General features: G+C 68.5%; 17 protein-coding genes. 14 read left to right on the forward strand and 3 right to left on the reverse strand.

What is annotated here, in order from left to right; translation table 11 throughout:
• Nucleotides 1-111: 111 nt before the first annotated feature.
• The 6 genes from BLW14_RS18215 (at nucleotide 112) to BLW14_RS18240 (ending at nucleotide 6,209) form a co-directional block, all read left to right on the forward strand.
• Nucleotides 112-1,377, forward strand: a complete 1,266-nt coding sequence (locus BLW14_RS18215) for a polysaccharide deacetylase family protein (protein WP_093708306.1) — start codon at nucleotides 112-114, stop codon at nucleotides 1,375-1,377.
• A 67-nt stretch (nucleotides 1,378-1,444) separates the two neighbouring features.
• Nucleotides 1,445-2,053, forward strand: a complete 609-nt coding sequence (locus BLW14_RS18220; RefSeq protein ID WP_093708307.1) for a TlpA family protein disulfide reductase — start codon at nucleotides 1,445-1,447, stop codon at nucleotides 2,051-2,053.
• A gap of 25 nt (nucleotides 2,054-2,078) precedes the next feature.
• Nucleotides 2,079-2,819 carry a cytochrome c biogenesis CcdA family protein gene (locus tag BLW14_RS18225; protein ID WP_177154226.1) on the forward strand — a complete coding sequence of 247 codons (741 nt, stop codon included), beginning with the start codon at nucleotides 2,079-2,081 and terminating at the stop codon, nucleotides 2,817-2,819.
• A gap of 6 nt (nucleotides 2,820-2,825) precedes the next feature.
• On the forward strand, nucleotides 2,826-4,547 hold the full coding sequence (locus BLW14_RS18230) for a cytochrome c biogenesis protein ResB (protein ID WP_093708309.1): 1,722 nt from the start codon (nucleotides 2,826-2,828) through the stop codon (nucleotides 4,545-4,547).
• Entirely contained in the window at nucleotides 4,544-5,632 is a 1,089-nt protein-coding gene (gene ccsB / locus BLW14_RS18235; protein WP_093708310.1) for a c-type cytochrome biogenesis protein CcsB, read from the forward strand. The genes BLW14_RS18230 and ccsB overlap by 4 nt, the downstream gene beginning before the upstream one ends.
• A 139-nt stretch (nucleotides 5,633-5,771) precedes the next feature.
• Entirely contained in the window at nucleotides 5,772-6,209 is a 438-nt protein-coding gene (locus BLW14_RS18240; protein ID WP_093708311.1) for a cytidine/deoxycytidylate deaminase family protein, read from the forward strand.
• 26 nt (nucleotides 6,210-6,235) lie between these two features.
• Here the strand turns inward: BLW14_RS18240 and BLW14_RS18245 are convergent, their stop codons facing one another.
• Nucleotides 6,236-6,619, reverse strand: coding sequence for a PLD nuclease N-terminal domain-containing protein (locus BLW14_RS18245; RefSeq protein ID WP_093708312.1), 384 nt, complete (start codon nucleotides 6,617-6,619; stop codon nucleotides 6,236-6,238).
• An 89-nt stretch (nucleotides 6,620-6,708) separates the two neighbouring features.
• On the opposite strand from BLW14_RS18245, the gene BLW14_RS18250 reads away from it, so the two are divergent.
• Together BLW14_RS18250 and mqnP are read left to right on the forward strand one after the other, a co-directional pair.
• Nucleotides 6,709-8,166 (forward strand): menaquinone biosynthesis decarboxylase, encoded by a 1,458-nt coding sequence (locus BLW14_RS18250; RefSeq protein WP_093708313.1) that lies wholly within the window; start codon nucleotides 6,709-6,711, stop codon nucleotides 8,164-8,166.
• The gene (gene mqnP / locus BLW14_RS18255) at nucleotides 8,163-9,080 is read left to right on the forward strand and encodes a menaquinone biosynthesis prenyltransferase MqnP (RefSeq protein WP_093708314.1); all 918 of its coding nucleotides are present in this window, start codon (nucleotides 8,163-8,165) and stop codon (nucleotides 9,078-9,080) included. The genes BLW14_RS18250 and mqnP overlap by 4 nt, the downstream gene beginning before the upstream one ends.
• Here the strand turns inward: mqnP and BLW14_RS18260 are convergent.
• A complete protein-coding gene (locus tag BLW14_RS18260; RefSeq protein ID WP_093708315.1) occupies nucleotides 9,070-9,663 on the reverse strand; it encodes a rhomboid family intramembrane serine protease in 594 nt (197 codons plus the stop codon). The two genes, mqnP and BLW14_RS18260, sit on opposite strands and share 11 nt — an antisense overlap.
• A 100-nt stretch (nucleotides 9,664-9,763) precedes the next feature.
• Between BLW14_RS18260 and BLW14_RS18265 the strand changes: the two genes are divergently transcribed.
• Entirely contained in the window at nucleotides 9,764-10,429 is a 666-nt protein-coding gene (locus BLW14_RS18265) for a UbiX family flavin prenyltransferase (protein WP_093708316.1), read from the forward strand.
• Between the two features lie 8 nt (nucleotides 10,430-10,437).
• On the opposite strand, the gene BLW14_RS34535 is transcribed toward BLW14_RS18265, so the two are convergent.
• Nucleotides 10,438-10,575 (reverse strand): hypothetical protein, encoded by a 138-nt coding sequence (locus BLW14_RS34535; protein WP_177154017.1) that lies wholly within the window; start codon nucleotides 10,573-10,575, stop codon nucleotides 10,438-10,440.
• A 132-nt stretch (nucleotides 10,576-10,707) separates the two neighbouring features.
• On the opposite strand from BLW14_RS34535, the gene BLW14_RS18270 reads away from it, so the two are divergent.
• From BLW14_RS18270 to BLW14_RS18290, 5 genes are all read left to right on the forward strand, one after another.
• Nucleotides 10,708-11,163 carry an Lrp/AsnC family transcriptional regulator gene (locus BLW14_RS18270; RefSeq protein WP_018524971.1) on the forward strand — a complete coding sequence of 152 codons (456 nt, stop codon included), beginning with the start codon at nucleotides 10,708-10,710 and terminating at the stop codon, nucleotides 11,161-11,163.
• Nucleotides 11,164-11,210: 47 nt separating this feature from the next.
• A complete protein-coding gene (gene mqnE / locus BLW14_RS18275) occupies nucleotides 11,211-12,374 on the forward strand; it encodes an aminofutalosine synthase MqnE (RefSeq protein WP_093708317.1) in 1,164 nt (387 codons plus the stop codon).
• A gap of 123 nt (nucleotides 12,375-12,497) precedes the next feature.
• Entirely contained in the window at nucleotides 12,498-13,022 is a 525-nt protein-coding gene (locus tag BLW14_RS18280; protein WP_177154018.1) for a GNAT family N-acetyltransferase, read from the forward strand.
• A gap of 133 nt (nucleotides 13,023-13,155) precedes the next feature.
• On the forward strand, nucleotides 13,156-13,410 hold the full coding sequence (locus tag BLW14_RS18285; RefSeq protein WP_019521237.1) for a DUF4229 domain-containing protein: 255 nt from the start codon (nucleotides 13,156-13,158) through the stop codon (nucleotides 13,408-13,410).
• A 437-nt stretch (nucleotides 13,411-13,847) separates the two neighbouring features.
• Nucleotides 13,848-15,191 (forward strand): dicarboxylate/amino acid:cation symporter, encoded by a 1,344-nt coding sequence (locus BLW14_RS18290; RefSeq protein WP_093708319.1) that lies wholly within the window; start codon nucleotides 13,848-13,850, stop codon nucleotides 15,189-15,191.
• The last annotated feature ends 45 nt before the right edge of the window (nucleotides 15,192-15,236 follow it).

Genomic DNA, 15,236 nt, shown 5'->3' on the forward strand with positions numbered 1-15,236 from the left:
TTTCGTAAAGAATTATGTGCTAATCGGGGGAACCCCCGTGTGGCTACGCCCATCTAAGCGGTTGCCAGTTTGTATGTACTTAGGGCAAAACGACCGCAGATGGGATGCCGCATGCGTGAGATCAGCCGAAGGGGATTGCTCGGAGCCGGTCTCGGTGCCGCGGCCGCCGTCGGAATGGCGGGGTGCAGCATCAAGGGGTCCTCCGGCGCGAGCGCCGGGGACGGGAGCCCCAGTCCCGACAACGGCTCCACCGGCCAGAAGGGCGGGACGTCGAAGGGCTCCGGCACCAAGAAGGAAGTCCGCGCCATCGGCGACGGCTCCACGGCCTACACCGGGAAACAGCCCAAGCAGCCGAAGGCCCCCGAACCCCTGGAGCCCGGCCAGAAGCCCCCGCAGTTCGTGATCTTTTCCTGGGACGGCGCCGGCGAGGTCGGCAACGGACTCTTCCCCCGCTTTCTGGAACTCGCCCGCGAACACGACGCGTCGATGACCTTCTTCCTCTCCGGCCTCTATCTCCTCCCGGAATCGAAGAAAACGCTCTACCGCCCGCCGAACAACCCCGTCGGCGCCTCCGACATCGGCTATCTCACCGACGGCCACGTCAAGGAGACGCTCAAGAACGTCCGGAACGCCTGGCTCGACGGCCACGAGATCGGCACCCACTTCAACGGCCATTTCTGCGCCGGTTCCGGATCGGTCGGCAACTGGACCCCCGCCCAGTGGCAGAGCGAAATCGACCAGGCGATCTCCTTCGTCACCGAATGGCGCACCAACACCGGCTGGAACGACGAGGAATCGCTCCCCTTCGATTACCGCAAGGAACTCGTCGGAGGCCGCACCCCCTGTCTGCTCGGCCAGGACAACCTGCTGCCCACCGCCAAGAAGCTCGGCTGGCGCTACGACGCCAGCTCACCCGGCGGCACCCAGGTCTGGCCCAGCAAGCGCCAGGGCGTCTGGGACCTGCCGCTCCAGGGCATCCCCTTCCCCGGGCACACCTTCGAAGTCCTCTCCATGGACTACAACATCCTCGCCAACCAGTCGCAGAACTCCACCAAGGGAATGCCCTCGCGCTATCCCGGCTGGCGCGAACAGGCCACGCAGTCGTACCTCAGCGGATTCAAGCGCGCCTACGAGACGAACCGCGCGCCCTTCTACATCGGAAACCACTTCGAGGAGTGGAACGGCGGCATCTATATGGACGCCGTCGAGGACACGCTCAAGCACATCGCCGGAAAACCGGATGTGCGCCTCGTCTCATTCCGGCAGTTCGTCGACTGGCTCGACGTCCAGGACCCGGCCGTCCTCGCCAAGCTCCGCACACTCCAGGTCGGCGAGGCCCCCTCAGGCGGCTGGAACACCTTCTTTAAACAAGCCTGACAACGGGCTTTACGGGCACCGAGGGGGGTGCCCAAGATCCCCGGAACCGCCATGCGAAACTTTTCACATGAGCCATGGCCGCGCACCCCGACGCCGCTTCACCCTGCTCGCCGCCCCCCTGGCGGCCGCCGCTCTCGCACTGACGCTGACCGCGTGCGACTCCGGCAACCAGACCAGCAGCGGCGGCGACACCAACTTCGTCGCGGGCAAGGGCGGCATCGCCACCGCCCCCAAGGGCGAGCGCGCCGACGCACCGAACCTCGACGGCGAGACCGTGGACGGCAAGCAACTCGACCTCGCCGACTACAAGGGCAAGGTCATCGTCCTCAACGCCTGGGGCTCCTGGTGCGCGCCCTGCCGGCTGGAATCGAAGTACTTCAACAAGGTGGCCAAGGAGACCAAGGACCAGGGCGTCCAGTTCGTGGGAATCAACACCCGCGACAACTCCCGGGGCAACGCCCTCAGCTTCGAGAAGGACCACGGGGTCGTCTACCCCAGCTTCTACGACCGGACCGGGAAGCTCCTGCTGCGCTTCCCCAAGGGCACCTTCCGCCTCCAGTCCATCCCGTCGACCGTCGTCATCGACCGGGACGGCAAGCTCGCCGCCCGCGTCGTGGGCCCGGTCGACGACACCCAGCTGCACAAGATGCTCGACCCGCTGATCGCGGAGAAGTGATCAGGTGAGCACCCTCGCCGCCGCCATGCAGAACGGCACGGTCATGAACGGGGCCCTCCTGGTCGCCCTGCCCATCGCCCTGCTCGGCGGACTCGTCTCCTTCTTCTCGCCCTGCGTGCTGCCGCTCGTCCCCGGCTACCTCAGCTACGTGACCGGGGTCAGCGGCGCCGACCTCGCCGAGGCCCGGCGCGGCCGCATGGTCGCCGGCGCCTCGCTGTTCGTCGCGGGCTTCACCGCCGTCTTCGTCTCCGGCGGTGCCCTCTTCGGCTACTTCGGCGACACGCTCCAGGCCAACAGCGGGCCCCTCACCAAGGTCCTCGGCGTGCTGATGATCCTCATGGGCGTCTTCTTCATGGGCCTCATGCCGTGGATGACACAGCGCGAATTCCGTATCCACAAAAAGCCCGTGACCGGCCTGGTCGGCGCCCCGCTGCTCGGCGCCCTCTTCGGCATCGGCTGGACCCCGTGCCTCGGGCCCACCCTCAGCTCGGTGTCCATCCTCGCGATGAACCAGGGCACCGCCGGACGCGGCGCCATACTGACCGTCGCCTACTGCATGGGCCTGGGCATCCCCTTCGTGCTCGCCGCCGTCGCCTTCCGCAAGGCACTCGGCGCATTCGGCTGGGTCAAGCGCCACTACGCCTGGGTCATGCGCATCGGCGGCGGCATGATGATCGTGACCGGGCTGCTCCTGCTCACCGGGGCGTGGGGCAGCATGATGCAGGAACTACAGGGCTGGTCGAACGGCTTCCAGGTGGGGATCTGAGTACGAATGAGCAACACCACGTCCAACCCCTCCCAGGAGCGGGACGAGGAGAACGCGACTGAACTGGGCGCCGCCGGCTCCCAGCTCTCCACCGCCCCCCGCGAGGAGACCCTCGCCGGCCTCCCCGCCATGGGCGTCATCGGCTGGATCCGCTGGTTCTGGCGCCAGCTCACCTCCATGCGGGTCGCCCTGATCCTGCTCTTCCTGCTCTCGCTCGGAGCCATCCCCGGCTCGCTGATCCCGCAGAACAGTGTCGACGAACTCAAGGTGCAGACGTTCAAGGACGCCCACACCGTCGTCACCCCGATCTACGAGAAGCTCCAGTTCTTCGACGTCTACAGCTCGGTGTGGTTCTCCGCGATCTACATCCTGCTGTTCGTCTCGCTCATCGGCTGCATCGTCCCGCGCACCGGCACCTTCGTCGGCCAGCTCCGCAGCCGCCCGCCGGGCGCCCCCAAGCGCCTCACCCGGCTGCCCGCGTACACCACCTGGCGCACCGAGGCCACGCCCGAGCAGGTCCACGAGGCCGCCCTCGCCATCGTGCGCAAGCGCCGCTTCCGGGCCCACATCGCGGGAGACGCAGTCGCCGCCGAGAAGGGGTACCTGCGCGAGGCCGGCAACCTGATCTTCCACGTCGCGCTCATCGTGATGCTCGTCGCCTTCGCCTGGGGCCAGCTCTTCAAGTACGAGGGCGCCAAGCTGGTCGTCGAGGGCGACGGGTTCTCCAACACCATCACCCAGTACGACAACTTCAAGTCCGGGTCGCTCTACGACAACGACTCGCTGACCCCGTTCAGCTTCACCCTCGACGACTTCGTCGGCACGTACGAGCGCAAGGGCCCCCAGATCGGCACCCCGCGCACGTACGAGGCGCGCGTGACCTTCTCCGACGGCGCGTACGGCAAGGAGGAGAAGAGGGTCATCAAGGTCAACGAGCCCCTCGTCGTCCACGGCACCAAGGTCTACCTCAACGCCCACGGCTACGCGCCCGTCGTCTCCGTCAAGGACGGCCGGGGCAAGGAGGTCTACAAGGACGCCGTACCTCTGCTGCCCATCGACAACAACGTCACGTCGAGCGGCGCCATCAAGGTCCTGGACGGCTACCGCGACAAGAACGGCAAGAAGGACCAGCTCGGCTTCCAGGCGTTCTTCGTGCCGACCTTCGCCGGCAACGGCAAGGGCACGATGTTCTCGCAGTTCCCCGCCGCCGACTTCCCCGTCCTCGCGCTCAACGGCTACCACGGCTCCATCGGCGTCAACTCCGGCATCGCGCAGAACGTGTACCAGCTGGACACGAGCAAGATGAAGGAGTTCAAGGACGCCAAGGGCAAGCAGCTCAAGCAGCGGCTCCTCGTCGGCGAGACCATGAAGCTGCCCGACGGGGCCGGCTCCATCACCTTCGAGGGCATCCAGGAGTGGGCGAGCTTCCAGATCTCCGAACAGCCCGCCAGCGGCTGGGCGCTCACCGGCGCCGTCGCCGCCATCGCCGGCCTCGCCGGCTCCCTCTTCATCCAGCGCCGCCGCGTCTGGGTGCGGGCCGTACGCGGCGACGACGGCACCACCGTCGTCGAGATGGCCGGACTCGGCCGCAGCGAGTCCGCGAAGCTTCCCGAGGAGCTGGCCGACCTCGCGGTCAAGCTCAACGCCGAGGCGCCCACGGCGCCCGGCACCGACAGCGACGTCGACGAGGCGTCCTCCGTAGAACCTGCCGAAGGGGCTGAGAAGTGAATCTCGCCGCCGCAACCAACGAGAACCTGGCGCACACCAGCAATGTGCTGATCTATTCGTCGATGGCCGTCTACACCCTGGCCTTCTTCGCGCACATCGCGGAGTGGGTGTTCGGCAGCCGCAGCAAGGTCGGCCGCACCGCCGCCGCGCTCACCACCGTGGAGGCCGCCGCGGCGGCCTCCACGGTGAAGGTCCAGGTCGCCCAGAAGGGGGGGACCACCGCCGTACTGGAACGGCCGAAGGTCATCACCCGGGCCGCGGCCGGTTCGCGTGACGTCCCGGACGGCCCCGGTGCCGCCGGCGGCACCTTCAAGGGCGACCTCTACGGGCGGATGGCGGTCTCGCTGACCGTGCTCGCGTTCCTCGTCGAGGCGGGCGGCGTCGTCGCCCGCGCGCTCTCCGTGCAGCGCGCCCCCTGGGGCAACATGTACGAGTTCTCCATCACCTTCTCCACGGTGGCGGTCGGCGCGTACCTGATCCTGCTCGCGCTGAAGAAGAACGTCCGCTGGATGGGGCTGATCCTGGTCACCGCGGTCCTGCTGGACCTCGGTCTCGCGACCACGGTGCTCTACACCTCCAGCGACCAGCTGGTGCCCGCGCTCCACTCGTACTGGCTGTGGATTCACGTCTCCACCGCCATCATCTGCGGCGCCGTGTTCTTCATCGGCGGCATCGGCACCTTCATCTACCTCTTCCGCGACAGCTACGAGAACAAGATCGCGAATGGTGGGGAGCCGGGCTCCTTCGCCCACTCGGTGCTCTCCCGGATGCCGTCCGCTTCCACCCTCGACAAGTTCTCGTACCGGGTCAACGCGGCCGTCTTCCCGCTCTGGACGTTCACGATCATCGCGGGCGCGATCTGGGCCGGGGACGCCTGGGGCCGCTACTGGGGCTGGGACCCCAAGGAGGTCTGGTCCTTCATCACCTGGGTCGCCTACGCCGCCTACCTCCACGCCCGCGCCACCGCCGGCTGGAAGGGCCGCAAGGCCGCGTACCTGGCCCTGATCGCCTTCGGCTGCTGGATCTTCAACTACTACGGCGTCAACATCTTCGTCACCGGCAAGCACTCGTACGCCGGCGTCTGACCCCGCACCTACGACGACTGCCCGCCACCCGGAGGACCGGGGGCGGGCAGTCGTCGTACGCGGCCTCGATGGGTTCAGAGTCGACGCCTGCGCCGCGAGAGCGGCATGATCACGTCATTACCTCACCAAGGCGGAGAAGATGACCAAGCAGACCCACGACGTCGACCACGAACTCATCGAGGCCGCGACCCACATCGCACGCACGCGCTGCCGGGGCGACAACCACACCATGGCGGCAGCGGCTCGCGCCCGGGACGGCCGGATCGTCACCGCCGTGAACGCCTACCACTTCACCGGCGGGCCCTGTGCAGAGCTGGTTCTCCTAGGCGCCGCAGCCGCCCAGGGTGCGTACGAACTGGACACGATCGTGGCCGTGGGCGACCGCGACCGGGGGGTCGTGCCCCCGTGCGGACGGTGTCGCCAGGTCCTTCTCGACTACTTCCCGAGCCTGCGCGTCATCGTCGGGGGAGGCGAGCGGCTCCGGACCGTCGCCATCGCCGAGCTGCTCCCCGAGAGCTACGTCTGGGCCGAGCACCAGCTGGATGCCGAGGAGGCCGAGCGACTCGGCACGAGCTGAGCCCGGCAGACGTGAACCCGCGGCCGCTACGAGGCCTCCGGGCCGTTCTCGCGGCGCTTCAGTTCCTCCTCGCGGCGGCGGAGGTCCGCCTCCCAGTCCTTGAGGAGCGCCTCGTCCTTCTTGTTCTCTTCCTTCAGCGACTTCAGGAAGTCCGGGTTGTCGTCCGGCGCCACCCACTGCTGGCGGTGGCTGCGGTGCCACTCGGAGGGCGTACGGCCTCCGGCGGGCACCTCGCGGACCTTGCCCGCGGCCAGCCAGACGATCGGGCCGACGATCCAGAACAGCAGGATGATGAAGACCCAGGCGATCTTCGGCAGGTGTTTGGCCTCGTCCTCCGGGGTGTTCAGGCAGTCGATGAACGCGAAGATCGTCAGCGCCAGCGGCAGAAGGTAGATCAGAGCCCGGAGCATGGTGGAAAGGTCCCCCCGAGGAGAGTTGGCGGGGCTTTGCCCCGCCCCGGTGACGGGCCCAGGGTAGCGGGTGGCCGATACTGGGCCCTATGGCTTACGACGATCTTCGATCCCTTCTCCGGGCTCTGGAGCGCGAGGGCGAGCTCAAGCGCATCAAGGCCGAGGTCGACCCCTACCTGGAGGTCGGTGAGATCGTCGACCGGGTGAACAAGGCCGGCGGGCCCGCGCTGCTCTTCGAGAACGTCAAGGGGTCCTCGATGCCCCTGGCCATGAACGTCTTCGGGACCGACAAGCGGCTGCTCAAGGCGCTCGGGCTCAAGTCCTACGGGGAGATCAGCGAGAAGATCGGCGGGCTGCTCAAGCCCGAGCTGCCGCACGGGTTCGTCGGGGTGCGGGAGGCCTTCGGGAAGCTCGGGTCGATGGTGCACGTGCCGCCGAAGAAGGTGAAGGGGGAGAACGCGCCCGTCCAGGAGGTCGTCCTGACCGGCGACGACGTGGACCTGGACCTGCTGCCCGCGCTGTTCACCTGGCCCAAGGACGGCGGCTCCTTCTTCAACCTGGGGCTCACGCACACCAAGCACCCGGAGACCGGCGTCCGCAACCTCGGGCTCTACCGGCTCCAGCGGCACGACCGGCGCACCATCGGGATGCACTGGCAGATCCACAAGGACAGCCGCAACCACTACCAGGTCGCCGCCCGGCGCGGGGAGCGGCTGCCGGTCGCCATCGCGTTCGGCGCCCCGCCCGCCGTGACGTACGCCTCGACCGCGCCGCTGCCCGGGGACATCGACGAGTACCTGTTCGCCGGGTTCATCCAGGGCAAGCGGATCGAGATGGTCGACTGCAAGACCGTGCCGTTGCAGGTCCCGGCCAACGCCGAGGTCGTCATCGAGGGCTGGCTGGAGCCGGGCAAGACGCTGCCCGAGGGGCCGTTCGGCGACCACACCGGGTTCTACACCCCGCAGGAACCGTTCCCCGCACTGACCATCGACTGCGTGACCATGCGCAAGCGCCCACTGCTCCAGTCGATCGTGGTGGGCCGGCCGCCGACCGAGGACGGGCCGCTGGGGCGGGCCACCGAGCGGTTCTTCCTGCCGCTGCTGAAGATCATCGTGCCGGACATCGTGGACTACCACCTGCCGGAGTCGGGCGGCTTCCACAACTGCGCGATCGTCTCGATCGACAAGAAGTACCCGAAGCACGCGCAGAAGGTGATGAGCGCCATCTGGGGCGCCCACATGATGTCGCTGACGAAGCTGATCGTCGTCGTGGACTCCGACTGCGACGTCCACGACCTGCACGAGGTGGCCTGGCGGGCGCTCGGCAACACGGACTACGCGCGCGACCTGACGGTGTCCGAGGGCCCCGTCGACCACCTGGACCACGCCTCCTATCAGCAGTTCTGGGGTGGCAAGGCGGGCATCGACGCGACGAAGAAGTGGCCCGAGGAGGGGTACACGCGAGACGGGGGCTGGCCCGACATGGTCGAGTCGGACCCGGATACGGCGGCGCTGGTCGACCGCCGGTGGAAGGAGTACGGGCTGTGAGCGCCGCAGAAGCGACCCTGGGATCGGGGCCCGCGCAACCCAGCAGCAAGGTGAAGGCGTTCCTCAGGCTCGTGATGATCGAGCACTCGGTCTTCGCGCTGCCCTTCGCCTACATCGCCGCCCTGACCGCGATGTTCCGGGTGGACGGGACGATCCACTGGGGCACGCTGCTGCTCGTGACCCTCGCGATGGTCGGGCTGCGGACGTTCGCGATGGCCGCGAACCGGATCATCGACCGCGAGATCGACGCCCGGAACCCGCGCACCGCGAGCCGTGAGCTGGTGACCGGCGCGGTGTCGGTGAAGTCGGCGTGGACGGGGGCGCTCGTCGCCGTCGTCGTGTTCCTCGGGGCCGCCGCCCTGCTGAACCCCCTCTGTCTGGCGCTGGCGCCGGTCGCGGTGGTCCCGATGGTGGTCTACCCGTACGGCAAGCGGTTCACGAACTTCCCGCACGCGATCCTGGGGCTCGCGCAGGCCATCGGGCCGATCGGCGCCTGGCTGGCGGTGACCGGGAGCTGGTCGTGGGACGCGGTGATCCTGGGGCTCGCCGTCGGCATCTGGATCGGCGGCTTCGACCTGATCTTCGCCTGCCAGGACGTGCAGGCGGACCGGGCGCACGGGGTGCTCTCCTTCCCGGCCCGCTTCGGCATCCCGGCCGCGCTGTGGGGCGCGCGGGTGTGCCACGTGGTGACGACGGGCCTGCTGGTGTGGTTCGGCCTCGCCACGGACGCGGAGGCGTTCTACTGGATCGGCATGGTGATCGTCGCGGTGGCCTTCGTGTACGAGCACCGCGTGGTGCGGCCGCACGACCTGTCCCGGCTGAACCGGGCGTTCTTCTCGGTCAACGGCTTCATCGGCATAGCGCTGTTCGTCTGCGCGCTGCTGGACCTGGTGGTGCGCGGCCTCACGGTGTGAGCGCGCGCGGGGCGGTGGGGCGGCGCAGTGCGAAGGCCGCCACCACCCCGCCTATGAGTCCGAAGAGGTGGCCCTGCCAGCTGACGCCGGAGTCGGTGGGCAGGACGCCCAGGAGCAGCGAGCCGTACACCGCGGCGACGACCAGGCCGACGACCACGTCGAGCGGGCGGCGGTCCACGAAGCCGCGGACCAGCAGGTAGCCGAAGAGGCCGAAGACGACGCCCGAAGCGCCGAGCGTGATGGTGTTCGCGGGGGCGGTGAGCCAGACGCCGAGGCCGCCGACGAGGATCACGGTGAGCACGGCACCGGCGAAGCGGCGCAGGCCGCCGAGCGCGGCTATGAAGCCCAGGACCAGCAGCGGGAGGCTGTTGGAAGCGACATGGCCCCAGCCGTCGTGGAGGAACGCGGCGGGCACGATGTCGAGCAGCTCGCCCGGCTCGCGGGGGGAGATGCCGTGGTCGTCCAGGCCGTGCCCGGTCGCGAGGTCGACGGCCTCCAGGATCCAGAGCAGCGCGATCCAGCCGAGCACGAGCGCTCCGGCCACGAGAGCCCGGTCACGGGTTCTCATCTGTACGTCGTCCATGACAGGACCCCCCTTCACCCGACGGAACGTACCAAGGCCCTCGGACAGTTCCCTGTGCGGGGCGCCGGATAGGCTCGGGGGTGTGGATTCCGGGTCTTCAGTGAGTCAGCAGCAGCGAATGCCTTGGATTGTCGGGGTTTCCGGTGCTTCGGGTACGCCATTCGCCGCCGCGGTGCTGCGTGGGCTGCTGGCCGCGGGGGAGAGCGTGGACCTGGTCGTGAGCCGGGCCTCGCGGCTGACGCTGCTGGACGAGACGGGTATCTCCTTCCGCGACGCGCACTGGCGCGAGGACCTGGCGGCCTGGCTGGCGCGGGGTGCGGACGGGAAGCCGGAGACCTTCGACGTGGACGTGTCGGGTGTGCGGCACTGGGCGGCCGGTGATCTGGCGGCGGGCCCGTCCTCGGGGTCGTACCCGGCGAAGGGGATGCTCATCGTGCCGGCGTCGACGGCGTGTGTGGCGGGGGTGGCGCTCGGGCTGTCGAAGGACCTGTTGCAGCGGGCGGCGAGCGTGACGCTGAAGGAGCGGCGCAAGCTGGTGGTCGCGGTGCGGGAGACGCCGTTGAGCGGGGCGACGCTGAAGCAGCTGGTGGCCCTGGACGAGGCGGGCGCGGTCGTGCTGCCCGCCTCGCCGGGGTTCTACGCGGGAGCGACGCACATCCAGGATCTGGTGGACTTCGTCGCGGGGCGGGTGCTGGACGCGGCGGGGGTGCCGCACCGGCTGTACCGCCGTTGGGAGGGGGAGCTCGGTGGCGGCTCCCCGGGCTGATCCGGGGGTCAGCGCTTCTTGGGCGTGCGCCGCGGACCGCGGGCGCGGTCGACGCGGAGGGCGGCGGCGGGCTGGTGGGCACGCGAGCGGTTGGCCAGGTCCTGAAGCTCGCGCATCCGGGCGTAGGCCATCTCGATCGTGTACACGGTGTCGTCACTCCTGAAGATTCGTAAGCGATTTTTGATTGAGCGAGAAGATTTGCAGGCTTCAATGCCTGTGTGCCTTAGATTCTACACGTAGACTTGCTGTACTGCTGAACAATGGAAGGTTTCAGTCACATGGACGCGGTGGACAGGCAGCTCATCCAGGCCCTCCGGGAGAACGGCAGGGCGTCGTACGCCGAGCTCGGGCGGCTCGTCGGGCTCTCCGGGCCCAGCGTCACCGACCGCATCAACCGGCTGGAATCCGCCGGTGTGATCACCGGTTACCGCGCCACCGTCGACGCGGCCTCGCTCGGCCTCGGGGTCACGGCCCTGATCGGCATCTCGCTCTCCGACGCCGCCGACCACGAGGACGTGGCGCGCCGGCTGAAGGACCTCGCGGAGATCGAGGACGCCTGGTTCATCGCGGGCGACGACTCGTACATGCTCAAGGTGCGCGTCGGCGACGTGGACGGGCTGGAGAAGACGATCCGCCGGCTCAGCGGTACCAAGGGCGTCTCGCGGACCCGTACCACCATCGTGCTCTCCACGAAGTGGGAGAACCGGGTCGGAGACCTCCCCGAGGAGCACTAGGCGTACGGTGGCGGGGTCCGTTAAGGCGAGGAATTGCGAGGAGCACGGTGGACGCGGGACTCAAGCGCGAGCTGGAGCAGAAGGTCCGGGACGGTGAGCGGCTGACCCGCGAGGACGGGATCGCGCTCTACGAGTCCGACGACTTGGCCTGGCTCGGCGGGCTGGCCCATGAGGTGCGTACGCGCAAGAACGGCGACGTCGTCCACTTCAACGTCAACCGGCACCTCAACATGACCAACGTATGTACCGCCTCGTGCGCGTACTGCTCCTTCCAGCGCAAGCCGGGGGAGAAGGACGCGTACACGATGCGCATCGAGGAGGCGGTGAAGCTCGCCAAGGCGATGGAGGGCGAGAACCTCACCGAGCTGCACATCGTCAACGGGCTGCACCCCTCGCTGCCGTGGCGCTACTACCCGCGCTCGCTGAGCGCGCTGAAGGAAGCACTGCCGCAGGTCTCCCTCAAGGCGTTCACCGCCACCGAGATCCACCACTTCGAGACCATCTCCGGGATGTCCGCGTCGGACATCCTCGACGAGCTGATCGAGGCCGGTCTGGAGTCGCTGACCGGCGGCGGCGCGGAGATCTTCGACTGGGAGGTCCGCCAGCACATCGTGGACCACCGGACGCACTGGGAGGACTGGTCGCGCATCCACCGGCTCGCCCACGAGAAGGGGCTGAAGACGCCGGCGACCATGCTGTACGGGCACATCGAGGAGCCCCGGCACCGCGTCGACCACGTGCTGCGGCTGCGCGAGCTCCAGGACGAGACCGGCGGCTTCCAGGTCTTCATCCCGCTGCGCTACCAGCACGACTTCGTGGACATGAAGGACGGCAAGGTCCGCAACAAGCTCCAGGCGCGGACCACGATGGCGACCGGCGCCGAGGCGCTGAAGACCTTCGCCGTCTCCCGGCTGCTGTTCGACAACGTGCCGCACGTCAAGGTGTTCTGGGTGATGCACGGCGTGCAGACCGCGCAGCTCGCGCTCCAGCACGGCGCGGACGACATGGACGGCTCGGTCGTCGAGTACAAGATCACGCACGACGCGGACAACTACGGCACGCCGAACAAGCTGACCCGTGAGGACCTGCTCGACCTGATCCGCGACGCCGGTTTCCGGCCGGTGGAGCGCAACACCCGGTACGAGATCATCCGCGAGTACCCGGGCCCGGACGCGGAGCGGCGCGAGGCGCCGCAGCCGATGCGGGTCTGACCCGGCGCGCGCCGCGCGCGCGACGCTGCACGTACGAAAGCTCCGGCCACCGTCCCCGGCCGGAGCTTTCTCGCGTTCCGGACACCGCTTGAGCGAGCGCCCTGTAATAGTTAATCTGCGCCTATGAGTCTTACATTTGAGGTGGATCCGACGTTCGACCGGTCCGTGCGGGACGGCATCGTCACGCTCTGGGCCGACGTCTCCAACGCGGGCGGCGCGGTGGGCTTCGTGCCGCCGGTGTCGGAGAAGGACGTCCGGCCCGAGCTGCTCAAGCACCAGGTCGCCCTGACCGAGGGCCGCACCCGGCTGGTCGTCGGCCGCGACGAGGAGGGGCGCGTCGCCGCCACCGCGTTCCTGACGCGCAACACGCACCGGCTCATGACGCACTGGCTGTGGGCCTACACCGTGATGGTCCACCCCCGTCACCAGGGCAAGGGGTACGGCCGCGACCTGATGGAAGTGGTCGCGGACGCCGCGCGGGCGACGGAGGGCATCGAGGCCGTCCGGCTCACCTGCCGGGGCGGCACGGGCGCCGATCGCTTCTACGCCGCCTGCGGCTACAAGGAGGTCGGGCGGGTTCCGGGGGCGATCCGGGTCGCCGAGGGCGACGACCGGGACGACGTCATCATGCTGCTGCCGCTGGGCTGAGCGCGTACGGGTGCGGCCCAGCGAATCGATCGATTGCGGGGCATGCTTCACTGGTCGGGCAGGACTGTCGTACGTAGAGAGAGGGCCAGCCGTGTCCGCTGCCAAGCCGAGCGCAACGATCCGGTACACCGCGATGCGTCTCAGCATCTTCGTCGGCTGCTTCGTCGTCGCCGCCATCGCCGTCAATTTCGGAGTGGTGCCGTCCGGGGTCGGGGGGTCCAACGTCGTCTGGGTCATCCTGCTAGCCCTGGTGCTGTCCGCGCCGCTCAGCTTCGTCCTGCTGCGCAAGCAGCGCGACGAGATGTCCGAGCAGCTCGTCTCCTCGGTCGACCGCGCCAAGGCCCGGCTGGAGGCCAACCGCACGCGCGAGGACGGCGTTACGCAGTAAGGGAAAGCCAGTAAGGGGCCGGCAGTAAGGGGAAGGTAAGCTTCCTCACACCCCTCGCTTTTTTCCGTCGAACCCCGGCACGGGAGCGTCTGCTCCTGTACTGGGGTTTTTCGTTGCTCCAGGCGGAGTTGGGGATTCCGGTGGGTCGCGGACGGGTGCGGAGCGCTCTCTCGTACCAAAGAAGACCTTTGAGGTTCTCAAAGTTCAAGTGTTAACGTGTTCGGCATGAAGACTGATGTGCGCCTCCGATCTGCCACGAGCATCCCGCTCGTGGAGCGCCTTCACGTCGATCTCTGCCGCTGTATGTCCGCGGTCTGTTGCCGCAACGTCTGATACCGGCACCATGCAGCGGCGCCGCCCCCTGACGCGGGCGCCGCATCCCCGTCCCCCGCACACCGTCCCCGTGCGTCCCGATGCGTCACATCTGGAGTGTGTCCGTGTCCGCGAACTCCGCGTCCACCGCCGAGAAGCCCGCAAGCTCCGGCTTCCGTATACCCAAGGTCCCGTTCTGGGCCCAGATCGTCGCCGGTCTGATCCTCGGCGTCCTGCTCGGCTGGCTCGCCCGCAGCCAGGACATCGACTGGCTGTACACCACGCTCGACAAGGTCGGCCACATCTTCGTCCAGCTGCTGAAGCTGGCCGTCGCGCCCCTCGTCTTCTTCGCGATCCTGGTGTCGATCACCAACCTGCGCAAGGTCAACAACGCCGCCCGGCTGGCGTCCCGCACCGTGCTCTGGTTCATGATCACCTCGCTGATCGCCGTCGCCATCGGCCTCGCGATCGGCTTGATCACCAACCCGGGCTCCGGCACCGGCCTCACCCCGAAGGACGGCAAGCTCCCCGAGCACGCCGGCTCCTGGCTCGACTTCCTGACCGGCATCATCCCGGACAACGTCATCACGCCGTTCGCCGAGCTGAACGTCCTGCAGATCGTCTTCATGGCCGCCGTCGCCGGTATCGCCGCCCTCCAGCTGGGTGAGAAGGCGCAGCCGATCCTCACCCTCAGCGAAGCCGTCCTGGAGCTCCTCCAGAAGGCCCTGTGGTGGGTCATCCGCCTCGCCCCGCTCGGCACCGTCGGCCTCATCGGCTACGCCATCGCGGACTACGGCTGGGACCTGATCGGCAAGTACGCGACGTTCACCGCCGACGTCTACATCGGCTGCGCCCTGGTGCTGTTCGGCGTCTACCCGCTGCTGCTCGCCACCGTCGCCAAGGTCAGCCCGCTCCAGTTCTTCAAGGGCGCCTGGCCCGCGATCCAGCTGGCGTTCGTCTCGCGCTCCTCGGTCGGCACCATGCCGGTCACCCAGAAGGTCACCGAGCGCCTCGGCGTCCCGAAGGAGTACGCCTCCTTCTCCGTCCCGTTCGGCGCCACCACCAAGATGGACGGCTGCGCCGCGATCTACCCGGCGCTCGCCGCGATCTTCATCGCGCAGATCTTCGACGTGCAGCTGGGCGTCGGCGACTACATCCTGATCGCGTTCGTCTCGGTCATCGGTTCGGCGGCCACCGCCGGTCTGACCGGCGCCACGGTCATGCTGACGCTGACCCTGTCGACCCTGGGCCTCCCGCTGGAGGGCGTCGGCCTGCTGATGGCCATCGACCCGATCCTGGACATGATGCGCACCGCCACCAACGTGGCCGGCCAGGCGCTCGTCCCGGTGATCGTCTCGGCCCGCGAGAAGATCCTGGACCACGACGCCTACAACTCGGCCTCGGCCTCCCCGGTCGACGACGCCGAGGTCCGCGACACCGAGCCGGAGCGCCTCCCGGTCGCCGCCTGACCGCCCGGTCCCACCCCGAGGGCCCCTTCTCCGCGCGGAGGAGGG

It is taken from the genome of Streptomyces sp. 2131.1, assembly GCF_900105515.1.
Lineage (GTDB): Bacteria > Actinomycetota > Actinomycetes > Streptomycetales > Streptomycetaceae > Streptomyces > Streptomyces drozdowiczii.

What these genes read in the sequence shown, in the direction of transcription:
- BLW14_RS18215 (WP_093708306.1), top strand. Translation starts at nt 112, where the DNA reads ATGCGTGAGATCAGCCGAAGGGGATTGCTCGGAGCCGGTCTCGGTGCC.
- BLW14_RS18220 (WP_093708307.1), top strand. Translation starts at nt 1,445, where the DNA reads ATGAGCCATGGCCGCGCACCCCGACGCCGCTTCACCCTGCTCGCCGCC.
- BLW14_RS18225 (WP_177154226.1), top strand. Translation starts at nt 2,079, where the DNA reads ATGCAGAACGGCACGGTCATGAACGGGGCCCTCCTGGTCGCCCTGCCC.
- BLW14_RS18230 (WP_093708309.1), top strand. Translation starts at nt 2,826, where the DNA reads ATGAGCAACACCACGTCCAACCCCTCCCAGGAGCGGGACGAGGAGAAC.
- BLW14_RS18240 (WP_093708311.1), top strand. Translation starts at nt 5,772, where the DNA reads ATGACCAAGCAGACCCACGACGTCGACCACGAACTCATCGAGGCCGCG.
- BLW14_RS18245 (WP_093708312.1), bottom strand. Translation starts at nt 6,619, where the DNA reads ATGCTCCGGGCTCTGATCTACCTTCTGCCGCTGGCGCTGACGATCTTC.
- BLW14_RS18250 (WP_093708313.1), top strand. Translation starts at nt 6,709, where the DNA reads ATGGCTTACGACGATCTTCGATCCCTTCTCCGGGCTCTGGAGCGCGAG.
- BLW14_RS18260 (WP_093708315.1), bottom strand. Translation starts at nt 9,663, where the DNA reads ATGGACGACGTACAGATGAGAACCCGTGACCGGGCTCTCGTGGCCGGA.
- BLW14_RS18270 (WP_018524971.1), top strand. Translation starts at nt 10,708, where the DNA reads ATGGACGCGGTGGACAGGCAGCTCATCCAGGCCCTCCGGGAGAACGGC.
- BLW14_RS18280 (WP_177154018.1), top strand. Translation starts at nt 12,498, where the DNA reads ATGAGTCTTACATTTGAGGTGGATCCGACGTTCGACCGGTCCGTGCGG.
- BLW14_RS18285 (WP_019521237.1), top strand. Translation starts at nt 13,156, where the DNA reads ATGCGTCTCAGCATCTTCGTCGGCTGCTTCGTCGTCGCCGCCATCGCC.